Source organism: Verrucomicrobiia bacterium (genome assembly GCA_035495615.1).
Lineage (GTDB): Bacteria > Omnitrophota > Omnitrophia > Omnitrophales > Aquincolibacteriaceae > DATJFP01.
The window spans coordinates 21,693-45,418 of record DATJFP010000014.1 but is presented as its reverse complement, the minus strand read 5'-3'; the positions used below and the strand labels follow the sequence as shown (position 1 = coordinate 45,418).

Sequence of the window (23,726 nt, the reverse complement as noted above, 5' to 3'; positions counted from 1 at the left end):
CTAAGCCGTTTGGGCTTGGGCCGCCGGAGTTTCCTGCAGGTCGCCGGCCGTCACGACGCTCACTTTGTCGGGATGGAAATATTCGCGGATCGCGCGGTTGGTATCTTCGACGGTCAAGGCCCGGACCTGCTCCGGAAAATGATCGAGATAGCCCGCGCCCAGCCCGCTTTCGAGCGCCCTCAAAAGTTCGCGCGCCAGATTGGGCGTCGTGGAAATTCCCACCTGAAAATTTCCCAGAGCGCCCGTTTTCTTTTTCTGGAGTTCCTGCTCGAAGGTCCCGTCGCGTTTGAATTTTTCGTATTCCTCGAAAGCCGCCGCGAGCCCCGGTTCCAGCGTCTTGCGGTTCACGGTCATGTCGATCTGCCAGGTCCCGCCCAGGCCCGCGTCAAAACCATTCAAATAAGAATAAACGTGGTAGCTCAGCCCTTTTTCGTCCCGGACTTTAGTGAAAAGCCGCCCCATGAAATCGCCTCCCAGGACGCGATTGGCCATGTAAACGGGCACGAAGTCCGGGCTCGTGCGCTCGAGGTCGAGCACGTGCCCCATGGTGACGTCGATGTTGACCTTGCCGGGCACCGGCACGTGCTGCTTCACGGCCGCACCCTGTGCGGCCTTTTCGATCCGGAGCGCGGGCACATCTTTTTTCTCCCAATCGCCAAAGGCCCGCAGCGCGCTTTTTTCAAACGCCTCAGGATCCACGTCGCCCACGGCCACGACGAACATCTCCTGGGGGCCGTAATGCGATGCATGGAAATCTTTGACCTGCTGCAGCGTGACGGAGGAAAGGAAGGACAGCTCTTCGCCGTAGTCCGGCCTGCGGTAGGGATGCCCCTGCGGATAAAGGAGGCGCGAAAGCGCGCGTTTGGCCTGGTCCTGCGTGTCGCCCATGGCCTGGCGGATGCCGGATTCCAGGACTTTTTTCTCGATGTTGAAGTCGGTCTCCGCGAACAAAGGCCGGCGCATCTGGTCCGCGATGAGGCCGAGGGCGGCATCCTGGTCCGCGCTGAGAAAGCGCGCCTTAAACCCCGCGCGTTCCTCTTTCACCCCGAATTCCAATTCCATGCCGCGCGCTTCGATCTCCCGCGCGATTTCATATTTGTTCCGGCTCGTCGTGCCTTCGTCCAGCAGCTCGCCCGTCAGGGTTGGAAGCACGGGATTCGCGTCATAGGCCGTGCCGCCGCCCCGGAAAGATCCGGCGACCGACATCACGCCCGGCGTCGCGGTCCTGAGCGCGACGATCGTGAGCCCGCCGTGTTCGCTCACGGTCATGCGGTCGGAAAATTTTTCAGGGAGTGCGGCCGCGTTCGAAGCCGCGGGTTCCGGTGCGAGAGCCGGGACTTCGGAGGACGGCATGGCCGCGGCCTCGGGCAAAGTCCCGCCCGCGGACGGAGGCGGATTTTTGGAAATCAGGCGTCCCACCGTAGCCTGGCCGTCGAGGAAATAGGTCTGCGCCGCGCGCTGCACGTCGGAAGCCGTGACCTTGCGGATTTTTTCCGGAAAATCCACGGCCAGCGTCCAATCGGCCGCGGCAATCGAGACGCTCATGTCGAGCGCCATGTTGAAGAAGCCGTCCCTCCGGTAGGCGGCCGCGACGAGGATTTTGTTCTGCGCGACGACAAGCTCGGCCTCCGAAGGCGGATTTTTTTTGAGCGCTTCGTACGCCGCGAAGATCCGGGCCTCCGTTTCCGCGTGTTTCGCGCCGGGCGCGAGCGTCACCGTGGTCGAAAACAGCGTGGGATCATGGGCCTTGTCCGCCTCGCAGGCAATGGCCGAAGCCAGGCCTTCTTCGACGAGGGGGTAGAGGCGGCTCAATTTCCCGCCGCAGAGGATCTGCGACAGGACTTCCAGCGCGGCCGTGTCCGGATGCGCCGCCGGCGGGATTTTATGCGCGACCATGACCATTTCCACGGGCTCTTCTTTATGAAGCTCGACGCGGCGCATTTCCTTTTGCTCGGGCTCGCGCTCCTTCACTTCCGGGATCGCGGGGGCGGCGGGGATCGCGCCGAATTTTTCTTCGACGATTTTCAGGACCTGGGGCGTTTCGATGTTGCCGAAGACGGCCAGCACCGCATTGCCTGGCTGGAAGTAAACGTCGTAGAATTTTTTCAGGTCGTCATGCCGCGCCTTTTCGATATCCGGGCGCAGGCCGATGGGCGAATAGCGGTAGGGATGGACTTGGAACGCCTCGCCCCAGACCGCGTTGTAGAGCATCTCGCCCGGGGAATTTTCCATGAGATCGAATTCGCTTTGCACGACCGGCATCTCCGACTTCAGGTCTTTGTCCTGTAAAAGCGAATTCCGCATGCGGTCGGCCTCGATGTCCAGCACGGTCTCGAGCTGGTCGTGAGGAAAAATTTCCACGAATTCCATGCCGTCCTTCCATGTTCCGCCGTGGATGCCCGCGCCGAGCGACTGGAGCACCGCGAAAACCGCCGTGCCTTTGTCTTTGTGGTAGCGCGGCGTGCCCTTGAACATCATGTGCTCGATGAGGTGGGCGATCCCGCGGGTGCCGCCAGTTTCGAAGCGCGAGCCCGCTTTGTAGGTGACGAGCACTGAAGCCAGGGGAAGCGAAGCGTCGCGCATGACCAGGACGCGCAGGCCGTTGGAGACGAGCTCGTATTCCTGGATGCCGGCCTTTTCTTTCACGAGCCGGAAAGGCGCGGCGGCTTCTTCCGCCCGGGAAAGAGGAAGGAGGGAAAGAAAAAGAAAAAAGAAAGCCGGGGCCGTCCTGCTGCGTTTCATGATCCGTCCGATCGAAATCAGAATTCCATTTTTTTGAGCGAAGCCATGCCCCAGTAAAGCGGCAGCGTTCCGATGAGCAGGCTCCCCGCGGCCGCGGTCAGGAAAACCACGGCATGCGCCTCGCGCGAGAGCATGAGGAACGTGCCGACCAGTGCGAGGTAGGCGAGATGGGAAACCAGCAGCACGGAACCGCCGAACCCGGAAATAATTTCCGAAGGGTTCGTGGACTTAAAATTGGGAAATTTTGCGCCGAACCCGACGGAAAGCCCGGTGAGCGCCACACACACGAAAAATCCGAGACCCGTCGTGTAAAGGATCCGGTCGAGGGGGATCTCCAGCATCCAGCCGGAGAGGAAAAGCAGAGGCACGGTAAAAAACGCGGAGATCAGCGTGCCGAGCAGGAATTTTTCGAGAAGGAGCTGCGAGATCCGGATCGGCGACAGGTCGATGATCCAGAAGCGCGCGCCTTCCAGCGACAGCATGGGGAAAATAAAACGCATGCTGAAGCTCGACAGAACGATGTACGTGCCCACGCTGTTCAGGACGAACACGATATTCTTCCAGAAGCTTTTCAGGACGTGGAATTCCATGTTTTTCAAGTTCGAGAAATAGAGCAGCAGCAGCCCGAAGAAGATGATCATCTGGCTCCACTCCGAGGGATCGCGGAAAAACGTCTTGAGGTCCTTTTCAAGAAAGGCGGTCACGGCTTTGGGCGGCCAGGGCATCGCGTCCGCGATCTTTTCGAAGAAACGGGGCGCACGCGCGCGGCGGATCTTTTCCGATCCCGCGAGATCCTGGATGCGGTAATAAATCTTGGGATAAAGCCGGGCGCCGGCTGAATACGAAGGAATGAGGAAGAAAAGCGCGTTCGACAGCAGCAAGAGGAAATAAAATTTACCCTCCTGAAAGAACGTGTCGCCCGGAGCCTGGCTCTGGCTGAAGAAGATGATGCCGCGTGTCGTCCACGACGAAGGAAAGAGAGGGTTTTTGGCGAACGTCACGTGCGGGAGATAACCGCTCAGCACGCCTGCGAGAGAGCCTTGCTCTTTGATGACCTCGGGGCGGATCCTGAAAAAGAACCACGCCAGAAAAACGACGACGGCAAACAACGCGAGACGCTGCCGTTTCCTGTCGGGCAGAAGATAAAGAAGGGCAAGCATGATCAGCGTTCCCAGCGATCCGGCCAGGACGATGAAGGGCATGGTGAACACGAAGCAGATCGCCGGGAAAAACGGGCCGGCATGCTTGACCATGCCGTAGGCCGTCATGAAAGGGACCGCGATGAAAAGCAGGGCCCAGGAGCTGTACCACAGCGCTTCGTTGAGCTTGAAGAAATAGATCTCGTCCCAGCCGAGCGGGCGCGTGAGCAGGAACGTGACTTCGCCGGAACGGAAAAGGGACGTGTAGGCCGAGACGGCGGACGAGATGAGGAGCATGACGAAAAGCGCGAACGTGAAAAGATAGAACGTCTCGTCAAGCAGGATGGGGCCGAAAGGCTCCTGCCTGCTGAAAAAGCGGAAGCTGAAAAAGAAAAAGAAGAAAAGCCCGGCGCCCAGGAGCCCGAAGAAAAAGATCAGCGTGAAGAATTCGACGCGCGATCGCAGGCGCAGCCGCTGGAAGGTATTCTTGACCGCGGTGGCCTTGAGTTCGAGGAGAAGGCCCAGTTTTTTCATGATCTTCCCGCCGCTTCCTCTTTTTCCACAAGCGCCATGAACATGTTCTCGAGATTTTCCCGGGACTGGTATTTCTGCCGCAGCTCCTGCATGGAGCCCAGCGCGATGAGCTCGCCCTTGTTGATGATGCCAACCCGCTGCGCCAGCTCTTCGGCCATGGAAAGCGTGTGCGTGGAAAAAATGATGGTCGTGCCTTCCTTGCTTTTGCGCTGCAGGAAATCCTTGAAGCTCTTGATGCTCATGGGGTCCAGGCCGACCATGGGCTCGTCGAGGACGAGGACTTTGGGATTGTGCAAAAGGGCCGCCGATAAAATTGCTTTCTGCTTCATGCCGTGAGAGAACTCCTCGATCAGGGTGTCGCGCACGTGATCGAGAGAGAAAAAGGAAAGAAGCTCTTCGGTGCGCGCGTTGATCACGACGGAATCCAGATCGTACAGCTTGCCCACGAAGCGGAGCAGTTCGCGCGGCGTCAGCTTGTCGTAAACGTACGGCACGTCCGGCACAAAGCTCATGAGCGCCTTGGCTTTCAGGGGATCTGTCTTCATGTCGTGGCCGCCGACGCGCACGCTTCCCTGTGTCGGGCGCAAGAGGCCCACGAGCATTTTCAGCGTGGTCGTCTTGCCCGCGCCGTTGGGGCCGACCAGCACGAACAGCTCGCCCTGCGGGATGGAAAGGTTCAGGTTCACGACCGCGACTTTTTTTCCGTATTCCTTGCGCGCATTTTCGAATTCGACCATCGCGTTCATAAAGCCTCCTTGATCTCATTCCCCTCTCCTTTATCCTCTCCCCGCAAACGGGGAGAGGGGAGGGTGAGGGGTGAGCCTATTCTGTTTCCAAAACGTTGATTTGGATTTGGCCGACCTTGCGGATGAGTTCGATCTGTTCGTCCAGATTGCCCTCGACAAGGGGAATGTGCGTCACGTCGTTCGGCTCCTGGTCGAACGTCGGATCCATGCCCACCCAGCGCCCGAGGAAAACTTCCGGCCAGGCGTGGTAGAAAAAGCGGCCGTTCTGGTACACGAGCCCGGCGACCATTTTCGTGGGAATGCCGAGCGAGCGCGCCATGGCCGTGAAAAGCGCGGTGTATTCGTTGCAGTCGCCTTTGCGCACTTTGTAGACCTGCAGCGCCGACGGGATGCTCACGCTCGGCGAAGGGGAAATCCACCGGTTGACCCAAGCGTTCAATTTCCGCGCCGCTTCGAGCGCGGATTTTTCGTGCCCCACGACCTCCTTGGCCTGTTTGGCAATGAAAGGGCTGTCGGACTGGATGAATTCCGTGGATTCGAGATAGGGCTTGGCTCTCAGCCCGCCCGCGCCCAGCGGAAGGTCCGACGGGATTTGGTCGAGAATTTCTTCCGGCACGGGAAGCGGGACGCTGCGCAAGTCTTCGAGCGACGGCTTTTCGAGGACGAGTGTTTTTTCCTCTTTCGGTGTGCGAACGTTCACTTTGATTTTTTTCAGCGCCGCCGGATTTTCGAACGTGCGGTTGGACGGCGTCGAATAAAGGTTCGGAAGGTCGGCGAGCTTGCCGCGCTCTTCGCGCATCTTGTCGAAGATTTTCCACGCGTCCTGCTTGATCATGAAAAGGCCGGTCGGGCTTTCATGCTTGATGATCACGCCTTCGGGCGTGGCCCAATACCGCGTCTCGATGCCCTGCTGCGTGAGGCGCAGGTCGTAGACTTCCGTGGACTTGCCTTCGTAAGGGATTTTTACTTTGGGGCCGACGCGGAATTCCATGTCCTCGAAACTCATGAGCAGCGGGTTCCACATGTGGACCTTGCCGGTTTTTCCGGTCTTGAGATTTTCCGGCGTCCAGATCATATTGAGCGACTCGGAAAAAAACAGCGGCCGCTCGACCGGGACGATCTTGCGGATCGGCTCGCCTTCTTTGGATTGGATGACCATGTTCAGGTGGTCTTTGGCGATCTGGCCGTTCATTTCGGTCCAGTTTTCACCGCTCGTGAATTTCATCTCGAAGGACTGCAGCTCCAGGCGCTCGTCGAGCATCGCCTTGCTTTTCACCAGCATCTCGCGCTCCTGGCCGAGGAAGAGAAACGTCATGTAGGTGTTCTGGCGCAGCTCGTAATAGATTTTGGCAGGGGCGTTTTCCGGCTTGTCCTTGTCTTCCTTCTTTTCGAGAACGGCCAGATTGAAGCCGATCAGCTTGTCGCCGATGTAAATGCCCTGGTATTCCTCCCGCACCGTGAACCCATAGAGGGGGAGCACCTGGTAAGAGGATTGGATAGGCGTCAGCTGGAAAAATTCCCGCTGAATAAGCTGGCTGGTCATCATCAGCCAGAAGGCGGTGGTTCCAATCAAAAAAGCCGGTTTCAGCATCGTGTTTCAAGCTCCGGAAATATTTTAACCTGACTGGCAAAAAAATCAAAAGGCGGCCGTTGCAACCCAAGGCCACTTAAAGATTTTCGGTCAAAATTGCGGTTTCTTGACCCACCGGGTTTTTCCTTTACAGCCCCGATGAAATATGGATAATGAAGGGGCCTTCAACGCCCCCAAAGGAGACTCTTTATGGCCAAAAAGGAAAAAGACCTGACGGAAGAAAAAATCCTCGACGTCGACGCGAGCATGCAGGGGACGATTGCTTTTAAAGACCCTGTCAATCTCCGCATCAATGGCAGCTTCGAGGGCAAGCTCGATACGCGCGGCAATCTTACCATCGGCGAAAACGCCAAGGTGAAGGCGAATATCGACGGTGACAAGATCATTATCGCCGGCAAGGTCACAGGCGATATCAATGCCACCCAGAGCGTTTCCGTCATTTCTCCCGCGGTCATCAAAGGGAACATCAGCACCCCGCGCCTGAGCGTCACCGAAGGCGCCATCATCGAAGGCCAGCTTTCCATGTTGAACGGCAATCCCACCGGCGAGGCTTCGGACGTCACCATGACGCTGAAGGACGTATCTCATTACCTCGAAGTGGAGTCCCGTGTCGTGGAAGAATGGGCCTCGAGCAAAAAGATTCCCGCGAGAAACGAAAAAGGTTCCTGGCTCTTCAGCAAGTCGGCGGTCGACCGCTGGATCCAAGAAGAGAGCAATCGCTCGTAGTCCTGCGTTTCGCGGTCGTCTGAAATTGTCCGCTGTGTTTTCCTTTCCGCCTCCGGCAACGGAGGTAATCCATTGGGCGTCAAAGGTGTGAATCCATGAATAACATGCTGACTTTGGAAGAAGTCAAAAGCTACCTGGAAATCGAACAGCAGCAGATCGAAAAGTTCATCGGCCAGGGAAAGCTGCATGCGTACAAGATCGGGGGCACCTACCTCCGGTTCCGCAAAGAAGAAGTCCTCAATCTCCGCTACGAGCTCGCGCCCGGCACCCAGAAGAAGAAACAAGTCCGCGCCGGCATCCTGTCCCACGCCTACGATTTCTGGCGCTTCAACAATTTCTACATCATCTCGCTCATCCTCGTCGGGGCTCTGGTTTACCTTCTCGTAAGGAGCTGAAGTGGAGCTCTACCAGGGCATCGATCTCGTCAGCGTCCGCCGCCTGCAGCAAGCGGCCGAGGCGCAGGGAGCCCGGTTTTTAAACCGCATTTTCAGCGTCTCCGAGCGCGCCTACTGCCTTCCGCGCAAAATGAAATACGAGCATCTGGCCGCGCGCTTTGCCGCCAAAGAGGCCTTCATCAAGGCCTGCACGCCGGTGACGAAGAACCCGGTTTCCCGCGGTGTCGCCTTGAACCAGATCGAGGTGCGGAAAGAAAACGGGGGCAAGCCGTTCCTTCATCTGTCCCCGGCCGCGCGGAAAAAACTGGGATTTCCCGCGCGCGCGCGGATCGAGCTGTCGCTCGCGCATGAGCGCGAATTCGCGGTTGCGACCGTCGTTCTTCTGTGCCCTTCCAAAACAAAGCGGGGTTCCCGGTGAAAACGCTCATCGTCAATGCCGACGACTGCAACCTGACGCCCGGCGTGACAGCCGCCATTCTCGCCGCGCACGACACGGGCATTGTTTCCAGCACGACCTTCATGGCGAACCTTCCCATCCGGCCCGCGGAAATCCGCGCGATCAAAAAGCGCAAGGCGCTCGGCGTGGGCGTGCATCTGAACGTGACGCTCGGACGCCCTGTGTCCAGGCCTTCGCAAGTGCCGTCGCTCACGGACGCGGAAGGGAAATTCCGCAGGCGAGGCGACCAGCTCGCGAAACTGCCGCTGAAAAAAGATTTGGTGAAGGAATATGCCGCGCAGGTGCTTCTTTTCCGGCATGTCTTCGAGCGGCTTCCCACGCATCTGGACACGCATCATCAGATGCACGATCATCCGCTTTATCTCGAGGCGCTCATCGCGGTGGCGAAACGCTTCCGGCTTCCCGTCCGGCGTTCGGCCCTCATGAAATCCGCAAAGTCCGGGGCCCCGGTCTATAAAGGAGTGAAAACCGTGGACCGTGTTTTGGGCGACCTCGACCCGAAAGGTTTCTGGCGCAAGGCCTCGCTCGAGACCGTGCTGCGGAAACTTCCCGAAGGCCTCAATGAAGTGATGTGCCATCCCGGGCGCATTGACCGCGACCTGAAGGCGCTCAGCTCCTTCACCCACGGCCGCGACAAAGAAAGGGACCTTTTCCGTTCTTCCGTCTGGAAGAAAAAGCTGCCGGAGTGGGGCATACGCCTTGCGAATTACGGCGTATGCTATACTTGAAGAGAACCTAACAAAACGCACGTTCTCGAAACGTCCCGATCATCGCTTTACAACGGCTTACTTCCGGCATGAATATCATTTATACGAACGACGATGGCATCCAGGCCCCCGGCATCAAGGCGCTTGTAGCCGCCATTCCTGCCGGCGTCAATCCCATTGTGGTCGCTCCCGCCAGCGAACGTTCCGCCTCGAGCCATTCCATTTCTCTCGGACAGAAACTGCGTGTCGAGGAATACCGTCTCAAAGGCATCCCGCATTTCATGGTGCACGGCACGCCCGCGGACTGCGTGAAGTTCGCCATCGCAGAGCTGCGCGAATTCGCGCCGGATCTCATTGTCTCGGGCGTGAACCTGGGCGCGAACACGGGCGTCAGCGTTTATTATTCGGGCACGATCTCCGCGGCGCGCGAAGGCCTGATCAACCGCGTGCCGGCCATGGCGCTGTCGCTCTGCAGCCGTGAGTTTGACGATTTCGGGCCAAGCGCCTGGATCGCGAGCCTTTTGATCGAAGGGCACCGCGGCGGCCTCTTTCCGCCCGACGTGCTGCTCAATGTGAATATCCCGCCGCTTACGGCCGATCAAATACGCGGGATCAAAATTACCAAGCAGGCCTCGTCGCGTTTCGTCGAAGAGTTCGTCAAAGAGAAAGAGCATGAAGGCAAGAGAGTCTATTCGCTGGCCGGCGAAATCGAGCTGTACGATCCGGACGGCACGAGCGACGAAGAAGCGGTGGTCGACGGGTATATTTCGCTGACGCCTCTCAAGCTCGACGTGACGGCCTATCACGCCATGCGCGTCTTCGAAGCGTGGCTCAAGAAACAGTCCTTGTAACCTTTAACCCTGCGGGACTGACCGTGGCTCAACTCAAAAATTTTATCGGCGGGAAAAAGAAGGCCTCGAAGAGCGGCCGCCTGCTCAAAGACACCAACCCCGCGGACACGCGCCAGGTTCTGGCCTCTTTTCCGGATTCCGACGCCCGCGACGTGGACGCCGCGGTGCGCGCGGCGGCCGCGGCTTATGAATCCTGGCACCTTGTGCCGCCGCCCAAGCGCGGCGACATCCTGTTCCGCGCGGGACTGCTTTTCGAAAAAGAGAAAAAGAGCCTGGCTCGGCTCATGACGCGCGAAATGGGCAAGGTCCTGAAAGAAGCCGAGGGTGATGTGCAGGAAGCTGTCGACATGGCTTTCTACATGGCCGGCGAAGGCCGCCGCCTTTTCGGCAAGACGACCACCAGCGAATTGAAAAATAAATTCGTGATGAGCGTGCGCCAGCCTCTCGGCGTGTGCGGCCTCATCACGCCGTGGAATTTCCCCGTCGCCATTCCTTCCTGGAAATCTTTTCCCGCGCTCCTCTGCGGCAATACCGTGGTGCTGAAACCCGCGGAAGACACGCCCGCAACAGCGATCCGTTTCGCCGAAATTCTTACCGAGGCCGGGCTTCCGGACGGCGTCCTGAATGTGGTGCTCGGAGGCCCGGAAACCGGAGCCGCGCTCGTGCGGCATCCGGACGTGCGCTTGATTTCTTTTACCGGCTCGAGTGAAACCGGGCGCAAGATCGCGGCCGAATGCGGCCGCACGCTGAAGCGCTGTTCGCTGGAGCTGGGCGGCAAGAACGCGCAGATCGTCATGGACGATGCGGACGTGGACCTCGCGCTGGAAGGCGCCTTGTGGGGCGCTTTCGGGACCGCGGGCCAGCGCTGTACCGCGACCAGCCGCATCTACGTGCAGAAAAAAGTCTACGAGTCGTTCAAACGCAAGATGGTGGCCGGCGCCCGCAGGATGCGACTGGGCGACGGGATGGATCCCCGGGTGCAGGTGGGGCCGCTCGTCAACGCGGACCAGCTCGAGCGCGTGACCGATTACGTGAAACTCGGCGAGCGCGAAGGCGCGAAGATCGAATGCGGCGGCGGTCCGGCCAAAGGCCCGGGCCTTTCGCACGGCTATTTTTTCCAGCCCACGGTTTTTACCGGAGTGAAGCCTTCCATGCGCATCATGAAAGAAGAAATTTTCGGGCCTGTGGTCTGCATCATGCCGGTGAGCGACCTGGAAGACGCGCTGAAGCAGATCAACGACACGGCCTACGGCCTTTCGTCCTCGATTTACACGCGCGATGTCAACGCGGCCATGAAGGCGATCCGAGACATTGAAGCCGGGATCACCTACATCAACGGCCCCACGATCGGCGCGGAAGTGCACATGCCGTTCGGCGGCGTCAAAGACACGGGCAACGGCCACCGCGAAGCCGGCGAGCACGGATTGGACATTTTTAGTGAATGGAAAAGCGTTTACATTGACTATTCAGGCAAGCTACAGAAAGCCCAGATCGATACCGAGCCATCATGAGCAAGTTCACGAAGCCTAAAATCAAAACGTCCCTGCCGGGACCCAACGCCCGCAAACTTCTGAAGCGCGACGCGGCGGTCGTGTCGCCCTCGTATACCCGTTCGTATCCTCTTGTCGCGGACAAGGGGAGAGGCATGTGGATTACCGATACGGACGGTAACCGCTTCCTGGATTTCACGGCGGGCATCGCGGTGACGTCCACGGGCCATTGCCATCCTCGCGTCGTGAAGGCGCTGCAAAAACAGGCGGCGCGGCTCATCCACATGTCGGGCACGGATTTTTATTACGAGGCGCAGGTCAAGCTCGCGGAAAAACTCGGGGCGCTCACGCCGGGCAAAGGCGTCAAAAAAGTCTTTTTCACCAATTCCGGCACGGAATCGGTTGAGGCCGCGTTCAAGCTGGCGCGCTATAAGACCGGAAGGGAAAAGATGATTGCCTTTTTCGGCGCTTTTCACGGCCGCACCATGGGCGCGCTTTCCCTGACCGGCAGCAAGATCATTCAGAAGCAGAAGTTCGGGCCGCTCGTGCCCGGCGTCACGCATGTGGAATACCCGTATTTTTACCGGAACTGCAAACATCAGGATCCGCTGAAATACGGGGAAGAATGCGTGCGTTACATCGAGGAAGTGCTGTTCAAGAAAACGATTCCGCCGAGCGAAGTCGCGGCCATCATCGTGGAACCCGTGCAGGGCGAGGGGGGGTATGTGGTCCCGCCGCCGACCTTCCATCCCAAGCTGCGCGAGCTCACGCGCAAATACGGGATTCTCCTCATCGCCGACGAAGTGCAGTCAGGCATGGGGCGCACGGGCAAGATGTTCGCGATCGAACATTGGAACGTGGAGCCGGATATCATCACCGTGGCCAAGGGCATTGCCTCCGGCATGCCGCTCGGCGCCATCATCGCACGCGGCGAAGTCATGGATTGGGAACCGGGCGCGCATGCGAACACGTTCGGCGGGAATCCGCTGGCCTGCGTGGCCGCGCTGGAAACGATCGATCTTTTGGAAACCAAGCTCCTGAAAAACTCCGAAGTCGTGGGGAAGTATTTGCTGGCGGGCCTGGAAAGTTTAAGCCGCCGCTTTCTCTCGATCGGCGACGCGCGGGGACTTGGGCTTATGTGCGCCATCGAAATCGTCAAAAACCGAGCGACCAAAGAGCCGGCGCCCGCGCTGCGCGACCGCATCGTGCAGGGCGCGTTCGAAAAGGGACTCCTGCTGCTTCCTTGCGGCGAGACCTCCATCCGTTTTTCCCCGCCGCTCATCGCGTCCAAGAAAGACGTGGACGTGGCCCTCGAGATTTTAGAGGGCGTGTTTTCCCGCCTTTAATTGCCTCACGGATGCATGGACGGGGACGGGTCTTTAGACCTGTCCCCCTAGGCATGAGTGCACAATGCCCGTTGAAAGCATGGAAGCGTGTGCCGCAAAACCGCGGAATTTAATCGCAGAGAATTTACTTGGCGATGGAGCCGTCGAGCGTCTCGAAAATGATGGTCACGAGATTGTGACACTTCGGACACTTGATCTGCTTGAAGGCCTGGATGTTGTCGTGCTTCGGACGGTACATGATGGAGAGGATCTTCGTGATGAAGCTGGACTCATTGCCCGACCATTGGCAGCTCGAGCAGCTATAAAGAGGTTTTAAAGGTAAATCTTGTTCCATGCGCGTTTGCTGAATCTTTCAGAACGATGAAACGAGCTTGTTTTTGGAGACGACGTTGTAAGAGAAACGGCGTTCCGAATTAAAACTTAAACATTCTTTTGTAAATTTCCGTTTCGTCCGATACTTAAGAAACCCGCGAAAAGGAGGGGGCTCTTATGAAGAAAAAAACCGCATTTTTATTGGCCGTTCTGCTGCTTGGAGCATCCGCTTCCGCCTATGCAGGCACGTATACCGAGAACATGAAACACACGCTCATCCGCGGGGTCAAAAATATCCTGACGGGCTTCCTGGAAATCCCCATCACCATCCAGGAATATCACGAGCAGGCGGGGAAACCGTTTGTCCGCCATGCCGCGGGCTTTGTCGACGGAACTTTCCAGGCCATTGCCCGCACAGGCAGCGGCATCTGGGATCTCGGCGCGGCATTCATCCCGGGCGGACAAGAAGGCTTGCCGGTAAAGCCCGAAACCCTGTTCTAAAACCTCAAAATTCCGCACTCCTTTTTTCTCGCAGCTCCCTCTTTTTCCTCTTGAAAACGATCAATAAATATCTTTATTGATCATAATTGATCAAAAAAATCAAAAATTTTCACTTCCTGCCAAGCTTTCTGCTTGGCTAGATGATAAACTTTTTATATAAGGTTTTTAAAGTATTTAGTTTTGCGTTCTTCTATAAACATAATGCGGCGATCAGGGGGGATGGCCGCATCATCACGAAAGGAGCCGTGTGATTTTCTTTAAACCCCGCACCTTTCTACTGCGCCTTACGGCCTGGACCACCGCGCTCCTTTTTATTTCGGGCGAATTGTCCGGCGCCAAGGCCGCGCTTCCCGCGCCCGAATCCCCGGCCGCCGCGGCCGCTCCGGTTTCTCCGCTTGGCATCAACTCTTTCACGCTTCCCGAATCTCTCGGCCTGGTCGACGCGCGCTACGACGCGGGTCCCGGAAGGCCGCAGGTTATTTTCATCCAGGACGCGCACGCGATTGCAAGCGCGCAGGATCGCATTCAGCAGCTCATCCAGTTTTTCGGGACCAAGCACGGCATCCGGCTGGTCGCGCTCGAAGGCGCGCGCGGCGTGCTCGACCCGCTGCTCTTTCGCGCCTTTCCCAAGGAATTCATCAAGAAAAAAGTCATGGACGAATACCTGAAAAAAGGCGAGCTCAAGGGCGCGGAAATGGCCGCCATCTTCGGAGGCCCTGCGCTTTACCACGGCATCGAAGACTGGAAGCTCTACGAAGAAAATTACCTGGCTTATCTCGATGCCGATGCGAACCGGCCCGCGCTCGCCAGGCAGCTGGACGAAAGAAAGGCCGCGCTCGATGCCGAGCGCGCCAAAATTTATACGCCTGAGCTCAATGCCTGGCACGAGCAGGTGGAAAAATTCCACGAGGAAAAATCGAATCTGCTCGAGCTGGTCAAGGCGCTGGGGAGCGTCTGGAACGGACGCCCGGGCGCGCGCGAAGCCATGACCGCGAAATATTCCGAAATCGCCTCGCTTTTGTCGTCCGTCTCGGGGGATGCCCAGATCGATCACGAGGCCGTGCAGGCCTCGCTGAAAAAAATGGCCGAAGGGTTGAAGCAAAACTACCTGCTCCGGCTCGATCCCGAATCCCAGAAGCGCTTCAACGAAGAACAACAGGCATTCCTGACCGGCGCGCTCGGCGAAGGGGAGTTCTTGAAGGCGCTTCTCGCGGCGGGGGAAAAGGCCGGCATCAAGCCGCGCCTCACGCCGGCCATGAAACAGCTTTTGGGGCACACGGAAACGTTGTCCATGATCCGCGGAACGCGCCTTTTCGAAGAGCTGGAAGCGGCGCTGGCGGAAACGACGGACGCGCTTTCCGGCAGCGAGGAACAGAAGAACCTGGCGCGCGACTACCGGCAGCTCCGTCTGCTGCGGGCCTTCATCGCGATGGAGCTGACGCGCGAGGAATGGGACCGGTTCCGGAATGATTTCAAGACTTCGTGGGACGTGTTCGGCGATCTGAAGCCCAAGGCGCTGGGCGCGCTTTATTTTTACGAGACGGTGACCAAGCGCGACGCCGCATTCCAGGAAAAACTCCAGGAGCTGCTTGTAAGGGAAAAGGCTTCCTCCGCGATCGTCGTGGCCGGAGGCTTTCACTCCCGCGGTTTCCAGGAGGCGCTGAAGAAAGCGGGCTATTCGTACGCGGTGATCATTCCCGCGATGGATTCGCTCGAAGGCCACGAGCTGTACCCGCAGCTCATGCGCGGGGAGTTGTCGTTCAAGGCCGGACTCGAGACGACTTATTACGATGCGTTCTGCAAGGCCGCGGCCGCGCGCCTCGCCCAGGAAATGCCGCAGCCGGAATTTAAATCCGGATTGAAAATGTGGCGCGACGAAATCCTGCGGCAGCTCGCGCAGGAAGGCCGCCTGGACCAGGCCGCCGACTACACGCGCTACGTGGATCTTGTTTTCAAGGTCTACCACGACAAGTACGAGAAAACGCGGAGCGCCGCCACGCCGGAGGAACTCGTCCGGTCCCTCGAAGAGGAGATCGCGGGCGCGCGCGACGGTGCCGTAGACGAGATGTGGAAAAATTTCCAGGAACAATTCGCGGGATTCAAACAAAAGCTGGAAGCGCTGGTCCGCCGCAAGGAAATTTCCGCGGCCGCGATCGCGCCGCTCCTCGAAGGCAAGGCCGGACCCGCGGCCATGAATCCGCCGGTGCACCTGGACCGCGGCATGCCCGTCGTGCGCTGGATCCGGGATCCGGAGGCCGCGAGGCTTGCCATGCAGTCCCTGCCGTCGGCGGTGGGACGGCTTCCGCTGGAATACGTCGGAAGGTCCGAGCTTTCCCAGCGCGTGCTGGCGAATTTGAGGCAGCGGGTCGAGGCCGGAGCTTTTTCCCCGCAGGTGCAGGAGGCAGGACTGCGCACCGCGCCCGTGCTTGCAGGCGTGATGAACGATTACGAAGCGGCCACGAGCGGCGCGGCCGCCAATGCGGAGCTCCGCGAAACTCTCCCGTCCAACAATCTCGTGACTCAAATGGCGGACCGCGCCGTGGGCACGGTGCTCCGGCAGAATCCGGAGCTCACGACGGACCAGGCCGAGCAGGCCGCTTTGATCGGGCTTTCCCGGGCCTCGGGCAACGCGTCCGCGCAAATCATTCCGGCCCCGGCGGAAGAACCGGGCGCGGGCCAGGTGGCCGTGCCCGCGGAAAAAGCCCAGCAGCTTTTCACCGCCATCGAACAGGCCGAGGCCGCGGGACGCCAGGCGCTTGCCAAGGCCGCCGAGCTGCGCCAAATCGCGCAGCAGGTTTTTCCGGAAAACCGGCCGCCGGAAACCAGCGCGGCCCAGGACGTCAAAACGGCGGACGGCTCGGTGGCTCAGGCCGGAGGCGAAGCCCAAAGCGAGCTGCGGTTCGTGGACGAGCGGAAATATCCCGAGGTCGAGAAGCTCAAGCCGGTGCTTCAGCAGCTTGCCGTTTCCGATCCCGGCGTGTACCGCGAGCTTTTCTACGGCCTCTGGCTGTCGCTTTATTACAATCCTCCGGCGGAATCGCAGACCCGGGAAGTGTTGAAACAAAAAGGGCTGCTGGACGGCACCGGCCATATTTCCGCGGAGACCATCAGCGCGGTCTTCGACCTGACGCCTTACGACGGGCCGCAATTTTCCGATGACCCCGTGCTCGCGCCGCTGCGCGCGGAAATGCGGAACGTGATCGCGACCGCGCTGCTGCTGGGCAATGCCGAAGCGCTGCGCCTGACGGGGACGCCTTTTCTGGAAGACTTCAAGGCGAGCCGCGACAGCATGGTGGAAGCGGAAGCCGCCTTCATCGTCAACCGGGCCGCGAAAGACAGGGGCGTGGATCCCTTAGCCGACGCGAACCGCGTGATCGACGCTTTCTTCGAGCGGGAAACCAAGGGCGGCGAGATCGAGGCCGCTTTCGCGAAAGCCAAAAAGGGACAGGCTCATCCCCAGGAAATTTTAAACGCGATGTTCCAGCAAAAAGCGTTTTTGTTCGACGGCGAGGGAGCCCGGCAGACGTTCGGAGGCTGGCTTGACCATTATTACGCGGGGCTTGTGTGGGGCAAAGACAAAGTCCACATCCAGATCGAATGGGCGAACCCGGCGGATGCGGCCGCGACGATCGATATGGAGAACCGGCATCCCGACGTCAAGTCGAGCCTTGGAAACCTGCCGCCGGGCATTCAGATTCCCGTGCTCGTCATCACCAAGGGGAAGGCGCAAAAACGAATCCCCATGTTTTCCGTCGACAGCATCCAGGGCCGGGACATCATCGGCCGCTACAACTACATGACGGTCGATGACAAAACGAATTTCGACGTCATCAAGTTCATGAACCCGTACACGGTGCGCACCGCGCTGCAGCACAATTACGTGAATCTGGCCAGCTTCCTGGTCCACGAAATCGACCACGCGATTTTTACCTTCCTGCACGATTCCGAAGACCGTAAAAAAGCCCAGCGGCTCGCCGAAATCCGGACGCGCCTTGGAGAGATCGACAAAGCCCGCCGCGTGCGGCGGACAGTGACGCTTGATTCCACGCTTGCCGGCGAGAAATTGAGCCTCGAAAGCGAGTACCGGAAGATCAGCGAGGAAAAAGGGGAATCGGAATTGAAAAGCGACCTGGGAGAAGTCATCGTCAAGGAAGGCCTGGCCATGACCGTGCAGTTCGCACTCGTCCGGAATCAGATCCACGGGTACGCGGTGACGAGCAGCAACAAAAATGTGACGCCGGAAGTTGCTGAGAAGGCGCTGAGTCTGCCGCTGTACAAATACATGCTCGACCAGCAAATGAGCCCGCAGAAAATCCGGTACGCGCTCGGCTATTTCGCGCAGGCCTTTCTCGCCGAGAAGATCCCGCTCAGCCGGTTTTACGTGACCGACATCCTGGACCAGGCCGTCGTGGGCGAGCCGGAAATCACCAAGACGATGATTTCGCGTTTCATCCGCAATCGTGCCGCATTTGCGGACCAGATTGAAGCCGCGCTTAAGCTTCAAGTGACCCGCTACACCCGCGACCAGCTCAAGGGAGAATTGCACGTCGGGCTCGGCCTGAATGCCGGATTTGCTTTTTCACGAGAATCGGAGCTGGCTTTCATGCAGCGGGTCAATGCCGAAGTGGAAGGCTACAACGATGCGCGGGCCGAGGCCGAGATCGCGGCGGCAAAGGGCACCTTGCCCTTCTGGGTGCCGGCTTTCGTACAGAGCCGCTGGGGAAAACAGCCCAAGCACCTGCTCTTGGGAATGAGGATCGAGCAGGAATCCCTGCGCAGGCTGACGCCGGTGCTGGATGAAATCCTGGGGCCTGAAACTCCGGCGGCGCCGTCCGGCCAATCACAGTCCAAAGCAGAACTCCGGTCGGCCGAGGAGGCCTTGGCCGCATACAATTTGGCCGGCGCCACGATCGAAGCTTTTGATCCGGGCCATCCCAACGTTTTCCGGGTCACGCAGGGCGAGAAAAAATTTATCCTCAAGAAGCCTCTTTACCGCAACTCGCCCGATCTCGTGGATCGGGAAGATTCGCTGATCGAACAGACCAAGGCTGCCGGCGTCGCCGCGGCCGGGATCATCAAGAACCGCGAGGGTAAAGCCGCCACCGCAACGCCGGACGGCACGTACGTGCTCTATGAATTCGTGGAAGGGAAGCGCTATTCCTGGGGACAGGTCGAAGGCGAGGATCTTGCGATCGCGGCGAAAACACTTGCCAAATTTCACGCGGCCTCGCGGACGTTCGCGCCGGCCGGCCGCGCGTACACGGAAGAAGAAGAGCCACCGATGATTTCCATCGTTAACCTGGAAGCCAAGCTCCGGAAACTCGAAGAGCTCCAGAGCGAACTGCAGTCGCGCGGTCCGCCGCTCACGTACGCGCAGGCCCGTTACCTTTCCGAATTTCCCATCCTCAAAAATCAGATCGAACGGCTGCGCCAGGCGTTCACGCCGGAGCGCGCCGCGAAACTTCCCAAAGCCATCGTTCACGGCGACTACCACCAGGACAATGCGTTTTACACACCTGCCGGCCTGAAGCTCATGGATTTCGAATACGCGCACGAAGACGCGCGGCTCTCCGATCTTGCCAATGCATTCATGATCCGCTTTCAGGCGGACGGGTCCAGCCTGGACCTCGCCAAGATCGGCGAGTTTCTCAAGGCCTATCAAGCGGAAGGATCGTTTCCGCTCACGGCGGAAGAGATGGATCTTCTTTCCGATGTCTTCCGGCTCAAAATCCTGCAGTATTTCTTGTACGCGCTCACGATGAACATGCCGGACGATCGCGCGGAAGCCGGCATGGACGAGATGATGAAAAACCTGGCCGTGCTGGACAGGCTCGACTGGAAAGGCTTGAAAGACGAAGTCTTGGCCGTCAAGAGCGAGCTCCGCGCCGGCCGCGCGGAATTGCGCGCGGCGGAACCGTGGGACATCGAGATGTTCCGCGGCATGCTGCGCGAAAAAGGCGCCCGGCCCATCCGCGAAATTTATTATCCCGGCATCGGGGCCGACATCCAGAGGATGCTGGAAATCTTTAACCCCGCCAAACTCGTAGGCACCGATGTGTATTATGCAGATCAGGAAACGCTCACCCTGAAGCTTTACGGAAAGGACGTCACGGCTGCGCGGACTTACGAGACGGTTGCTTTCCCGGACGGACGCCGGGAAAAAATCCCGCGATTTGATTTCCGGGTCCCTCTGGCGGAAGGCGAGGCGCAGGTCGTGCTTTATGGAGCCGATGCCAACGTGTTTACGCCGGACCTTCTGGGTGAAACCAAGGGCGGGCTGGACATGTTTTATGTCCAGGGCATGATTTTCGACAATGACACGTTCCGCAAAGGCGCGTCGCTTCTGCGTCCCGACGGCATTTTCTCGCTGCATATCCTGCCCGTCATCGTCGCGCAAAAAAAATACGACGAGCTAGGCCGTCTGGAAAAGCAGGGGATTCTCACGCAGGGAGCGGCTTTCAGCGCGGTGGAGGACAGGCATCTCTACGTGGCCTGGAAAAAGGCGGCGCGTCCGAGAGGCTCCTGGTGGAAGGCCAAAGATCTCGCCGGCGATGCCCTGTTCGACGATCCCGTGTGGCAGCAAAACCCGAATTATTGGGAGTATCTCGTCCAGGTGCTGACATTCACCGCCGAGCCGGACCTGAAACAAAAGGCCGTCGATTACATTTTCCCCGTCGCCATAGAGCACTGGAGCATGCTTCATGCGCTGATGGAACCTTTGGGATATCACGCCTTTCCGTTGACTCTCTACGTCCTGAGTTTCATGGTCGCCGAGGCTCTGGCAGCCACGTCGATGGCCGTCCCGGTTGACGAAGCCCGGGCCTTGCTGGAGAAAGCCCAGAAACATTTACCGACAGTCATCCGGCCGGGAGAACCTTATTACGATGACGTCAACCGGTACCTCAACAAAGCCCTTGATCTCCTGGCCCATCCGGAGCTGCGCGGGCAGGAGGAAGAAATCAATCCTCCGGTGCTGGCCTTGCGTCGCGGAAAATCCGAACTGCGGGAGCTGAATGCCGACTATTACCGCGACCGCATCCGGCGCGTGATTCTGCGCTCGCGCAAGGACGCGGAATTGTATCCCGCGCCGCGGGTGGGACCGGTGGACGAAGAAATCAGCGCGCTCCGGAAGTCCATCCATAGTGCGCCGGGAATGGCGGGCAACTTTGATTTCAAGCACCTGGAAAACCTGAGCCGTTACGCGGCGCAGGGACGATCGGCCTATCTCGACTTGCCCCGGGAGGGCCTGGACCTGGTCACGATGGTGCCGGAAGTTTCGACCGGAGCGCTGGGCTTTCTCATTCACAGGGCCAAGCAGAGTTCGGCCACGCCGCCGCTGGACGACGCGGTGGGTTATATGATCTACGGCCGCCGCGGCGACGAGGTGACCCTTGCCTTCGATGTCCTGCCGCAATTCCGCGCAAAAGGCCTGTCGGTCAACCTGTTCATCAATTCACTTGCCGTTCTGTTCCGGGAATTTCAGCCGAGGCAATTCGTGCTGCCCGCCGCCTCCCAGATCCGCAACACCAAAGTCGGGGACCCGGTTCAAAACGCGATTTTTTATCTCAAGCGCGGATTTTATCCCCCGGACGCCAAAGCCGAGTCCGATGCTCTTTATATCCGGCTGCTCAACGGCGAGACGCTCACGCGCGAAGAGGTGCAGGCGCTGCTCGATAAATCCCAGGCCGTGGATTGGATCCTTCCGATGGTCGAGCCCGGGGCTGTCGTCATAAATCCGGAATCGCGCCCCGCCGGCCGCACGGAATTGCGTGCCGAACCCGGCACGCGTGAGGTCGAAGTGGCGGATGGCCAGGCGCTCCTGCGCGGCGAGACGGGAGGCGTTCTCGCGGACTTGCCGGAAGACATTGCTTCGAAGCTTGCGGACCGCGAAGCCTTTGACCTCCGCATCGACGGGCAGACAATCCGCATGGAACCGGTCGTGGAGGCCGGGCATCTTCTCACGGTTTTTGTCGGAAAATCCGCGGACGGAAGCACGTCGTACGCGATGAAGATGTCGGCGGCGGGCCTGCCGCGCACCGTGACGCGGAGCGCGGAAGCGCTTGCCGCGGTCAACGCCGACGGCGCGCTCGGCATTTTCCCGCAGTACCTGTGGCACGGTATTGTCCGCCTTCCCTTACCGGAAGAGGCGAGTCAGGAACGCCGCCTGCTTCTGGTGAAGAATCCTTCAGGACTCAATTTCGGAAAAGATTTCCGCGCTTTTTCATTGTCGCAGAAGCACGAAATTTACGGCAGGATTCTGGAGGCGTTGAAAAAGCGCGCGCTGGCCCAGGACGGCCGCAAGGCCACGCTTCTGAGCGATGGCAAGCCCGACGCCTTTCTCGTCACGCCGGACGGAAATCCGGTGGCCATCGACATGGACGGGCTTCTCCTGGCCGATCCCGCGGACAGACCGGCGTCTTATCCCGCGGGACATCCTCTCGCGGGCGCGGCCTTTTATGCCGTGGACCTGACCGGCAACCACGAAACCTCTTCTCAATACCAGTATCCCGATGACGGGACTCTCGATCTTTCCACTGTCCCGCCGATCCACCAGGCCTGGCTGAACGGCGCCGTCGTCGTGGCGCCGGGCTTCGAGAACCTGCGCGAAAAAATCGAGCTCGCGTATTCTCAACTGCACGAGCTGGCGAAGCTTTTCAATGTGGTCCACTTTTATCCTTTTTACGCGCGGGCAGACGTGACCGTGGAACTGACCGGCGATACGGTGCGCGACCGGCTGGCCATGGTTTTCGGCGACAGGGCCGGCGAGGCCGAGGCCATTCTCGCGGCGGCGCCCGTCATCGCGAAGTTCGACGCGCCCGCGGACCGCAGCGAAGCCGGCTGGGAAGCCTGGCTGCGCGGAAAATTCGATGCGCTCGAGGCGCTCCAGCAGCGGATGGGCCGGCTTATCAACGAGCGCCGTGAAGCGTTCGATGCCGCGGAAAAAACTTTCATCGAGGAACATGGCGACGAAGGACCGGCCACGGCCACGCCGCAGGAGGAGCGCTCTGAACTGCGCGCGCAGCCGGCGGCGGAATTGACCGATTTCCAGCGGGAACGACAGCAGGCTGAAGAGGCGCGGACCCGTGAGGCCGTCGCGCAGATCAAGGGTTTTGCGCAGCAAACGGCCGCGGCGCAGGGGCTCGAATTTAATGCCGTCGCGGCCCAGCCCGGCCAGCCCGCCAAGGCCGTCCTGTCGTTCACCGCCGCGGACGACGCCCAGCTTGTCGACAAGCTCAAGGCCTTTGCCCTGGAGTTCCGGAAAGGATTTCCGCTCCATCAGCTTGGAGGGCAGGCCAAATCCACACCGCTGGCCGGCGGTAAAAAAAGCATCAGCCTCGAGGTCTCGCTGCACGTCCGCGAACCTTACGAGCTCAGCGGACTCAATTTCGACCGGACACCCGCGGTGTACGCCGACGACAACGATTTCCTGAATGCCGCTTCCCAGAGCTCGAAAAAGACGATCCAGGAAATCCGCGCGGACCTGAACGATTACATCGACACGTATCACGAGCGCATGCGCATGGAGTACGGCTTCCTCCCGAGGACATCGAAGATGCCCGAGGTCGAGCGGATCTTCAAGATTTTCGACCGCGTGGTGTACGGCTACAACAAAGTGGCGGAAGTCGAAGGCGTTCCGGCTTACCGCGGCAAGCTGTTTATCGTGGATTCGCCGGAAATCAATGCCTTTGTCTTTGCTGAGCACGACGACGTTTACATTCACGCCGGCCTGATCCGTGAACTGGCGCGCTACACCCAGCAGGAAGGCGTGGACGCGCAATTTTCCGAAGAGATGATCGCGGCGATTTTCGCGCACGAACTGACGCACGTGCTGCAGCACAGCTCCTTCGAAGGCCTGAATTATTCGGAATGGGAAAAAAACAAGGAGGAGAACAAAACGCAGATCCAGGCGCTGCTTGCCCTGAAACGCGAGGCGGAATGGCATGCGGACAAAGGAGCGGTGCGCATCCTCCGCGACGCGCGCGATGATCCGCGGCGGCAGCCGGGGGGAACTCCCAGCGATTTTCAGGGCTATTCGCCGCGCATGCTCAAGCCGCTCTTGTCCTTTTTGGCCCGCATCACGCCGGAGAGCACGGCCATGCACACGCTTTCCACGCATCCGCATCCCAAGCTGCGCATTTCCAACATGGACCTCTATTTCAACAGCCCGCGGCCGAGCACGACGAGCTGG

14 protein-coding genes (1 of these 14 only partly in view) are annotated in these 23,726 nt (G+C 59.3%); 9 read left to right on the top strand and 5 right to left on the bottom strand.

What is annotated here, in order from left to right; genetic code table 11:
• From VL688_01460 to VL688_01445, 4 genes are all read right to left on the bottom strand, one after another.
• On the bottom strand, positions 1–2,742 hold the full coding sequence (locus VL688_01460) for a pitrilysin family protein (GenBank protein ID HTL46708.1): 2,742 nt from the start codon (positions 2,740–2,742) through the stop codon (positions 1–3).
• A gap of 17 nt (positions 2,743–2,759) precedes the next feature.
• A complete protein-coding gene (locus VL688_01455) occupies positions 2,760–4,415 on the bottom strand; it encodes a hypothetical protein (GenBank protein HTL46707.1) in 1,656 nt (551 codons plus the stop codon).
• The gene (locus VL688_01450) at positions 4,412–5,161 is read right to left on the bottom strand and encodes an ABC transporter ATP-binding protein (GenBank protein ID HTL46706.1); all 750 of its coding nucleotides are present in this window, start codon (positions 5,159–5,161) and stop codon (positions 4,412–4,414) included. Before VL688_01450 ends, VL688_01455 begins: the two co-directional genes overlap by 4 nt.
• A 76-nt stretch (positions 5,162–5,237) precedes the next feature.
• The gene (locus VL688_01445; GenBank protein ID HTL46705.1) at positions 5,238–6,752 is read right to left on the bottom strand and encodes a transglutaminase-like domain-containing protein; all 1,515 of its coding nucleotides are present in this window, start codon (positions 6,750–6,752) and stop codon (positions 5,238–5,240) included.
• A 189-nt stretch (positions 6,753–6,941) separates the two neighbouring features.
• Here VL688_01445 and VL688_01440 point away from each other — a divergent pair, with 189 nt between their 5' ends.
• The 7 genes from VL688_01440 (at position 6,942) to VL688_01410 (ending at position 12,724) form a co-directional block, all read left to right on the top strand.
• On the top strand, positions 6,942–7,478 hold the full coding sequence (locus VL688_01440; GenBank protein ID HTL46704.1) for a polymer-forming cytoskeletal protein: 537 nt from the start codon (positions 6,942–6,944) through the stop codon (positions 7,476–7,478).
• Positions 7,479–7,573: 95 nt separating this feature from the next.
• Positions 7,574–7,873, top strand: coding sequence for a helix-turn-helix domain-containing protein (locus VL688_01435; protein ID HTL46703.1), 300 nt, complete (start codon positions 7,574–7,576; stop codon positions 7,871–7,873).
• 1 nt (position 7,874) lies between these two features.
• Positions 7,875–8,291 (top strand): holo-ACP synthase, encoded by a 417-nt coding sequence (gene acpS / locus VL688_01430; protein HTL46702.1) that lies wholly within the window; start codon positions 7,875–7,877, stop codon positions 8,289–8,291.
• Positions 8,288–9,058: a ChbG/HpnK family deacetylase gene (locus VL688_01425; protein HTL46701.1), complete on the top strand. Its 771-nt coding sequence runs from the start codon at positions 8,288–8,290 to the stop codon at positions 9,056–9,058. Before acpS ends, VL688_01425 begins: the two co-directional genes overlap by 4 nt.
• A gap of 68 nt (positions 9,059–9,126) precedes the next feature.
• Positions 9,127–9,888: a 5'/3'-nucleotidase SurE gene (surE, locus tag VL688_01420; protein ID HTL46700.1), complete on the top strand. Its 762-nt coding sequence runs from the start codon at positions 9,127–9,129 to the stop codon at positions 9,886–9,888.
• A gap of 23 nt (positions 9,889–9,911) precedes the next feature.
• Positions 9,912–11,399 carry an aldehyde dehydrogenase family protein gene (locus tag VL688_01415; GenBank protein ID HTL46699.1) on the top strand — a complete coding sequence of 496 codons (1,488 nt, stop codon included), beginning with the start codon at positions 9,912–9,914 and terminating at the stop codon, positions 11,397–11,399.
• Positions 11,396–12,724: an acetyl ornithine aminotransferase family protein gene (locus tag VL688_01410; protein HTL46698.1), complete on the top strand. Its 1,329-nt coding sequence runs from the start codon at positions 11,396–11,398 to the stop codon at positions 12,722–12,724. Before VL688_01415 ends, VL688_01410 begins: the two co-directional genes overlap by 4 nt.
• 124 nt (positions 12,725–12,848) lie before the next feature.
• On the opposite strand, the gene VL688_01405 is transcribed toward VL688_01410, so the two are convergent.
• The gene (locus VL688_01405; protein HTL46697.1) at positions 12,849–13,058 is read right to left on the bottom strand and encodes a hypothetical protein; all 210 of its coding nucleotides are present in this window, start codon (positions 13,056–13,058) and stop codon (positions 12,849–12,851) included.
• A 155-nt stretch (positions 13,059–13,213) separates the two neighbouring features.
• On the opposite strand from VL688_01405, the gene VL688_01400 reads away from it, so the two are divergent.
• Complete coding sequence (locus tag VL688_01400) at positions 13,214–13,537, top strand: hypothetical protein (protein HTL46696.1); 324 nt, start codon at positions 13,214–13,216, stop codon at positions 13,535–13,537.
• Positions 13,538–13,784: 247 nt separating this feature from the next.
• Positions 13,785–23,726: part of an AarF/UbiB family protein coding region (locus VL688_01395; GenBank protein ID HTL46695.1), annotated on the top strand (this coding region is incomplete at its 3' end). Its footprint extends 21,692 nt past the window's final position; the window shows 9,942 of its 31,634 annotated nt.

Bases quoted from the DNA above. Each gene is read 5' to 3' on its own strand.
- VL688_01455 (HTL46707.1), bottom strand. From the start codon at position 4,415: ATGAAAAAACTGGGCCTTCTCCTCGAACTCAAGGCCACCGCGGTCAAG.
- VL688_01410 (HTL46698.1), top strand. From the start codon at position 11,396: ATGAGCAAGTTCACGAAGCCTAAAATCAAAACGTCCCTGCCGGGACCC.
- VL688_01445 (HTL46705.1), bottom strand. From the start codon at position 6,752: ATGCTGAAACCGGCTTTTTTGATTGGAACCACCGCCTTCTGGCTGATG.
- VL688_01405 (HTL46697.1), bottom strand. From the start codon at position 13,058: ATGGAACAAGATTTACCTTTAAAACCTCTTTATAGCTGCTCGAGCTGC.
- VL688_01435 (HTL46703.1), top strand. From the start codon at position 7,574: ATGAATAACATGCTGACTTTGGAAGAAGTCAAAAGCTACCTGGAAATC.
- VL688_01460 (HTL46708.1), bottom strand. From the start codon at position 2,742: ATGAAACGCAGCAGGACGGCCCCGGCTTTCTTTTTTCTTTTTCTTTCC.
- VL688_01440 (HTL46704.1), top strand. From the start codon at position 6,942: ATGGCCAAAAAGGAAAAAGACCTGACGGAAGAAAAAATCCTCGACGTC.
- VL688_01400 (HTL46696.1), top strand. From the start codon at position 13,214: ATGAAGAAAAAAACCGCATTTTTATTGGCCGTTCTGCTGCTTGGAGCA.
- surE (HTL46700.1), top strand. From the start codon at position 9,127: ATGAATATCATTTATACGAACGACGATGGCATCCAGGCCCCCGGCATC.
- VL688_01450 (HTL46706.1), bottom strand. From the start codon at position 5,161: ATGAACGCGATGGTCGAATTCGAAAATGCGCGCAAGGAATACGGAAAA.